Genomic DNA, 3,912 nt, shown 5'->3' with positions numbered 1-3,912 from the left:
GCCTGATCGGCATCATCATCGCCGTCTGCCTCGCCCGCTTCGCCAAGCGTCCGCGCTCGACCTGGACACAACTACATTCTCGCTCGCCAAAACTACAGATTCGGCGCCCCCGAGGGAGCGCCGAATCTGATCGGTCAGGCTGCCAGGTCTGGGTCGGCGAAGCGGCGCAGCTTCTGCAGCGCCTCGCGCTCGAGCTGGCGTACGCGCTCGGCGGAGATGCCGTGCTTGACGCCGATGTCGGCGAGCTTGTGCTGGCGCCCGTCGGTGAGCCCGTAGCGGGAGCGGACGATGTCGGCGGAACGGTCGTCGAGCTGGCCGACCAGCGAGTTGAGCCGCTCGCGCGACTCGACGTCGATCACGTCCATGTCGGGGCCCGGGGCCGACTCCTGAGCCATCAGGTCGCCCAGCGAGGTGTCGCCGTCCTCGTCGATGGGCGTGTCGAGCGAGACGTGGTCACGACCCCAGGAGAGCAGGTCGAGAACCCGGTCGATGTCCATGCCGAGCTCGGTGGCGATCTCCTCCGGCTCCGGGTCGCGGCCGAGCTGACGCTCCAGGGTGCGGCGGGCGCCGCCGACCTGGTTGAGCTCCTCGACGACGTGGACCGGGAGCCGGACCACACGCGCCTGCTGGGCGATGCCACGGGTGATCGCCTGGCGCACCCACCACGTCGCGTACGTCGAGAACTTGTAACCCTTGGTGTAGTCGAACTTCTCCACAGCCCTGATCAGGCCGGTGTTTCCCTCCTGGATCAGGTCGAGCATCGGCATCTGCGCGCGGCCGTACTTCCGGGCGATGGACACCACCAGTCGCAGGTTGGCGTTGATGAACTCACGGGTGGCGCGGTGGCCCTCCTCGGCCAGCCACTCCAGCTCGGCTCGGGTGGCTCCACCGGGTGCCTTCTTGCGGCCGACGCGACCCTCGGCCAAGAGGTGCTCGGCCATCAGGCCGGCCTCGATCGCCTTGGACAGCTCAACCTCTTTGGCAGCATCCAGGAGATCGTTGCGCGCGATCTCGTCGAGATACAGGCCGACGCTGTCGCGGCCTTCGATCTCGCGGGTCACGGTTGCGGTGCGTGTCGCCATGGGAACCTCCTCACGGTGAGGTTTGTGGCCTCACGGTGTTCAACGCTTCGCCCCTCCCAGGTGTTCCCCGGTAGAGCGCCTTGTCATCGATCCGACTTCGATCTCTTGTCCGGTTCGACGTACGCCAGGGGCGATAAGTTGCATCGTGAGGTGAATCTCAGGGGTTTCTCATGGAGTACCCCGAGAACCCGGCGGATATGCCCTATGCAGAGGTGACCTGATCGATCATCCAGGCAAGGCTGAACGCCCGGTCCTCCCACGCCTTGTAGCGCCCCGAGACTCCTCCGTGGCCGGCTGCCATCTCCGTCTTCAGGAGTACGTCACCGGGATTCTCCGCCACGGCCCGCAGCTTCGCGACCCATTTGGCGGGCTCGACGTAGAGCACCCGAGTGTCGTTGATGCTGGTCTCGGCCAGGATCGGCGGATAGTGCTGGGCGGTGACGTTGGTGTAGGGGTCGTAGGAGGCCATGTAGTCGTAGGTCTCCTTGTCGGCCTCCGGGTTGCCCCACTCGTCGTACTCGGTGACGGTCAGCGGCAGCGTCGCGTCGAGCATCGTGGTCAGCGCGTCCACGAACGGCACCGCGGCGACGATCGCGCCGACGGCGTCGGGTGCCTGGTTGGCGACCGCGCCCATCAGCAGACCGCCGGCGCTGCCGCCCTCGGCGATGATCTTGCTGGGCGTCGACCAGCCCGACTCGGCGAGGTGGCGCGCGCAGGCGATGTAGTCGGAGAAGGTGTTCTGCTTCTTCAGCATCTTGCCGTCGTCGTACCAGGCCCGGCCCATCTCGCCGCCGCCGCGGATGTGGGCGATCGCGAACCCGATCCCACGGTCCAGCAGGCTCAGCCGGGCGATGGAGAAGTAGGGGTCCATGCTGGCCTCGTAGGACCCATAGGCGTAGAGCAGCACCGGGATCGGCCCTGCCTCGTGGAGCCCCTTCTTCGCCACGATCGAGATCGGCACCCGTACGCCGTCCTCGGCCGTGGCCCAGAGGCGGTGCTCCTCGTAGTCGTCGCGGTCGTAGCCACCGAGCACCGGGGCCTGCTTGCGCAGGGTCAGCTCGCGGCTGCGTACGTCGTAGTCGTAGACGGAGGCCGGAGTGCGCATCGTGGTGTAGCCGAGCCGCACGACCGGGGTCTCGAAGGCCGGGTTGGAGCCGGAGCCGATGGTGTAGAGCTCGTCGTCGAACTTCACCAGGTAGTCGTCGGCCACGCCGGTCTCACCGAGCTCCAGGATGCGGAGCTGGGTCAGGCCCTCGCTGCGCTGGTGCACGACCAGGTGGCCGGCGAAGGCGTCGATGTCCTCGAGGCGTACGCCCTGGGTGTGGGGGAGGAGCGGTCGCCACTCGGCCCGCGGTGTCGGTGCGACCGGGGCGGTCGCGATCTCGAAGTCGGGGCCGGCGGCGTTGTGGGTGACCAGGAAGACGTCCTCGCCGGCGATGGTGGCGTGCTCCAGGGAGTACTCGACGCCCTCCTCGCGGGCGGCGAAGACCTGCCAGCCGGCGTCGGGCTGGTCGAGGTCGAGGAAGCGGTACTCGGCGGTGACCTTCGCGGCGGTGCCGATGAACATGAACCGGTCGGACTTGGTTCGCCCCACGCCGACCCAGAATCGGTCGTCGGTCTCGTGGTAGACGAGCTCGTCCTGGTCCTGGGTGGTGCCGAGGCGGTGGCACCAGATCTTGTCGGCGCGCCAGGACTCGTCGGCGGTCGTGTAGTAGAGCGCCGAGGAGTCGCGGTCCCAGGTGGCGCCGCCGTGGACGTTCGTGAGCTCGTCGGCGAGCAGCTCGCCGGTGGTGAGGTCCTTGACGCGTACGGTGTAGCGCTCGTCGCCGGCCACGTCGACCGCGTAGGCGAGCAGGGTGGTGCTCGGGCTCACGCTGGAGCCGCCGAGGCTGAAGAACTCGTGGCCCTCGGCGAGCGCGTCGAGGTCGAGCAGCACCTCCTCGCCGGGGAGCGCGGGCTGGTCATGGGTGACGTCGGCCGGGGTCGGCGGAGTCCAGTCGTCGGGGTCGGCGACCTTCACCCGGCAGCTCGCGCCGTACTGCTTCCCCTCGAAGCTGCGGCCGTAGTACCAGTGGCCGCGCGACCGCGTCGGCACGCTCAGGTCGGTCTCGAGGGTGCGCGCCTTGATCTCCTCGAAGATCTGCGTGCGGAGGTCGGCGAGGTGGTCGGTCTGCTGTTCGGTGTAGGCGTTCTCGGCCTCGATGTAGGCGAGGACCTCGGGGCTCTCCTTCTCGCGAAGCCACTCGTAGTCATCGGTCCGGGTCAGGCCGTGGAACTGCTTGGACGAGGGCTTCTTGGGTGCGATCGGCCAGGGCGTCGACGGGAGGGCTTCAGACATGAATGTGACCCTATCTTCGGTGAGGTGAGGAGTCGGCGAGCGCCCGCTCCAGCGCGTCCCTCACCTGCGAGTCGCTGCATCCGAGCGCACGAGCGGAGGCGACGTACGTCCGGGCCTTGGCGAGCAGCGGATCGGCTGCCGACCGCGCACTGCCGATGACCCGGGTGCCCGCGCCGCGCCGGGTCTGGACCAGGCTCGCCTGCTCGAGCTCGCGATAGGCGCGTGCGACGGTGCCGGCCGCGAGACCGAGATCGCCGGCGAGCTGACGTACGGGCGGGAGCCGGTGGCCGGGCTCGAGTGCTCCGGTGGTGATCAGATCGTCGATGTGCCGGCGAATCTGTTCATACGGCGGCGTCGCATCGTCGAGGTCGACGGTGATCCTCATACCCGCTCCCGGCCCAGTTGCTGGGTGTGCGTCCGTCCTCGTCGACGGCTCCCTCGATCTGGTACGACGCGGTGGCTGCACCCCAGAGGAAGTTCTCGGGGAAGGTG

The 3,912-nt window shown here is 68.4% G+C and carries 4 protein-coding genes; all 4 read right to left on the bottom strand.

Annotation, left to right across the window (positions count from 1 at the left end):
* Positions 1–134: 134 nt before the first annotated feature.
* Complete coding sequence (locus ABZZ22_RS26820) at positions 135–1,082, bottom strand: sigma-70 family RNA polymerase sigma factor (protein WP_292647383.1); 948 nt, start codon at positions 1,080–1,082, stop codon at positions 135–137.
* Between the two features lie 202 nt (positions 1,083–1,284).
* Complete coding sequence (locus ABZZ22_RS26815; protein ID WP_354938560.1) at positions 1,285–3,420, bottom strand: S9 family peptidase; 2,136 nt, start codon at positions 3,418–3,420, stop codon at positions 1,285–1,287.
* Between the two features lie 10 nt (positions 3,421–3,430).
* Positions 3,431–3,805 (bottom strand): GntR family transcriptional regulator, encoded by a 375-nt coding sequence (locus tag ABZZ22_RS26810; RefSeq protein WP_354938557.1) that lies wholly within the window; start codon positions 3,803–3,805, stop codon positions 3,431–3,433.
* Positions 3,762–3,912: family 1 glycosylhydrolase (locus ABZZ22_RS26805; RefSeq protein ID WP_354938563.1), on the bottom strand; the 151-nt coding region annotated here is incomplete at its 5' end. The genes ABZZ22_RS26805 and ABZZ22_RS26810, both read right to left, overlap by 44 nt.

The organism is Nocardioides sp. NPDC006273 (assembly GCF_040613495.1).
Classification (GTDB): Bacteria; Actinomycetota; Actinomycetes; order Propionibacteriales; family Nocardioidaceae; genus Nocardioides.
The sequence above is the reverse complement of the archived record's forward strand: the minus strand, read 5'-3'. Positions and strand labels throughout refer to the sequence as shown.

Coding starts and splice junctions, on each gene's coding strand:
- ABZZ22_RS26815 (WP_354938560.1), bottom strand. CDS start 3,420: ATGTCTGAAGCCCTCCCGTCGACGCCCTGGCCGATCGCACCCAAGAAG.
- ABZZ22_RS26810 (WP_354938557.1), bottom strand. CDS start 3,805: ATGAGGATCACCGTCGACCTCGACGATGCGACGCCGCCGTATGAACAG.
- ABZZ22_RS26820 (WP_292647383.1), bottom strand. CDS start 1,082: ATGGCGACACGCACCGCAACCGTGACCCGCGAGATCGAAGGCCGCGAC.